Below are 1815 nucleotides of genomic sequence, written 5' to 3'. Positions count from 1 at the left end.
ATATTTCTTCTTTAGGCATCGACACTTGGGGCGTAGACTTTGGATTGTTGGATGCTGAAGGTCAATTGATCGGCAATGCTTACCATTATAGAGATTCAAGGACTGATGGTATTGTAGAGCAAGCATTTAAACTTGTAGATAAAGATGAGATGTTTCGAATTACAGGTATACAGTTTATGCAAATAAATACTATTTTCCAGCTCTACTCTATGGTATTGAAGAATTCACCTTCTTTGAAATATGCTAAAACATTATTGTTCACACCCGATTTGTTCAACTATTTACTAACTGGCATCAAATCTACAGAATATACCATAGCAAGCACATCACAGATGTTGGATGCCAACAAAAAGATTTGGGCAAAGGATATGCTAAAAAATTTAAATATACCTACAGATATTTTGACAGACATTGTAAAGCCCGGAACTAATATAGGTACAATTCAAAAATCTGTAGCTGATGAATTGGATATAGACCAAACCCCTGTTATATCGGTAGCATCCCATGACACCGGTTCTGCAGTCGTATCTGTTCCTGCACAAGAGGATGATTATATATATTTGAGCAGCGGCACATGGTCTTTGATGGGTATTGAAAGCAGTCAACCTATAATAAATGATAATGCCCTAAAATATAATTTCACAAATGAAGGTGGATTTAACGATAAAATAAGATTCCTTAAAAATATTACAGGTCTATGGATAATACAAGAATGCCGAAGAGCTTGGATCAAAGCAGGAGAAAATATTGGATTTGGTGAGATGGGTGAGCTTGCAGCAAAGGCAACGCCTTTTAAATGTTTTATCGATACAGAACACCCCACTTTCGCCACACCTGGAGATATGCCCCAAAAAATACAAGACTTCTGCTCTAAAACTGGACAATATATACCTCAATCAAAGGGTGAAATTGTGAGATGCGTGTTGGAAAGCCTTGCATTTAGATATAAATGGGTAGTAAATAAGTTGGAAGAAATAAACCACAAACAATTTCCTGTATTACACATAATAGGCGGTGGGGTTCAGGATAAATTATTATGTCAGTTTACAGCAAACGCTACCAAAAAACATGTGATAACAGGACCTATCGAAGCTACCGCCATAGGAAATATTTTAGTTCAATTGATGACACTAGGTGAAGTATCTAACTTAAGTCAAGCAAGAGAAATTGTGAGAAGTTCTTTCCCCACAAAAGAATATTCACCTGTTGACCAGGATTCGTGGGATGAAGCATATAATGAATACCTAAATATTGTAAAGTAAACAAAAAAAGATGCCTTCAATTTTCATGAAGGCATCTTTTTTTATACACTAAATCCCATAGTTGTATAATAAGCCATGTTTTCCTGTCTGGTATCCAGTCTTCCGTATTGAACTATAACCGGATTGTCACTTTCTACTTTTATTGCATACTGTGTCTCTAAAGGTACTTTGAAGCCACCTAGTTGTTCACTGTTATCCATCCTGATGCATATTACCCTTTCAGGCAGTATTTCAAAGGAAGGGTCTATCACCACAGGGTCAGACTCCTCAAAATACAGAGTAAGAGTTGATTTGGCTGTGTTTTTGTTGGGATTTAAAATTATTATAGATTCATGTCCTTTTAATATTCCATCTCCCGCAGGCGGTAAATCACCGTCAGGGAAAAACCATACACATTTTCCGTATTCTCTGTTCATCATCATCCTTCTGACTTTAGGCTTTGTTAGTACTTCCAAATAATCTTATAACTTTTCGTACATCATCTTTAAAGGCATCCATGCTCCACATCATTATATTGTGATAGTAGACTTTATCGCTGCTCTGGCTAAACTTT

2 protein-coding genes are annotated in these 1815 nt (G+C 36.3%); one reads left to right on the top strand and one right to left on the bottom strand.

Annotation, left to right across the window (positions count from 1 at the left end; genetic code table 11):
• Nucleotides 1-1262, top strand: a 1262-nt coding sequence (locus PHP06_07970) for a rhamnulokinase (protein MDD3840499.1), incomplete at its 5' end; no start/stop codon positions are given.
• A gap of 41 nt (nt 1263-1303) precedes the next feature.
• Here PHP06_07970 and PHP06_07965 read toward each other — a convergent pair.
• Nucleotides 1304-1678: a sensory rhodopsin transducer gene (locus PHP06_07965; GenBank protein ID MDD3840498.1), complete on the bottom strand. Its 375-nt coding sequence runs from the start codon at nt 1676-1678 to the stop codon at nt 1304-1306.
• Nucleotides 1679-1815: the final 137 nt, after the last annotated feature.

This window comes from Clostridia bacterium (genome assembly GCA_028698525.1).
Classification (GTDB): Bacteria; Bacillota; Clostridia; order JAQVDB01; family JAQVDB01; genus JAQVDB01.
The sequence above is the reverse complement of the archived record's forward strand: the minus strand, read 5'-3'. Positions and strand labels throughout refer to the sequence as shown.

What these genes read in the sequence shown, in the direction of transcription:
- PHP06_07965 (MDD3840498.1), bottom strand. Translation starts at nt 1,678, where the DNA reads ATGAACAGAGAATACGGAAAATGTGTATGGTTTTTCCCTGACGGTGAT.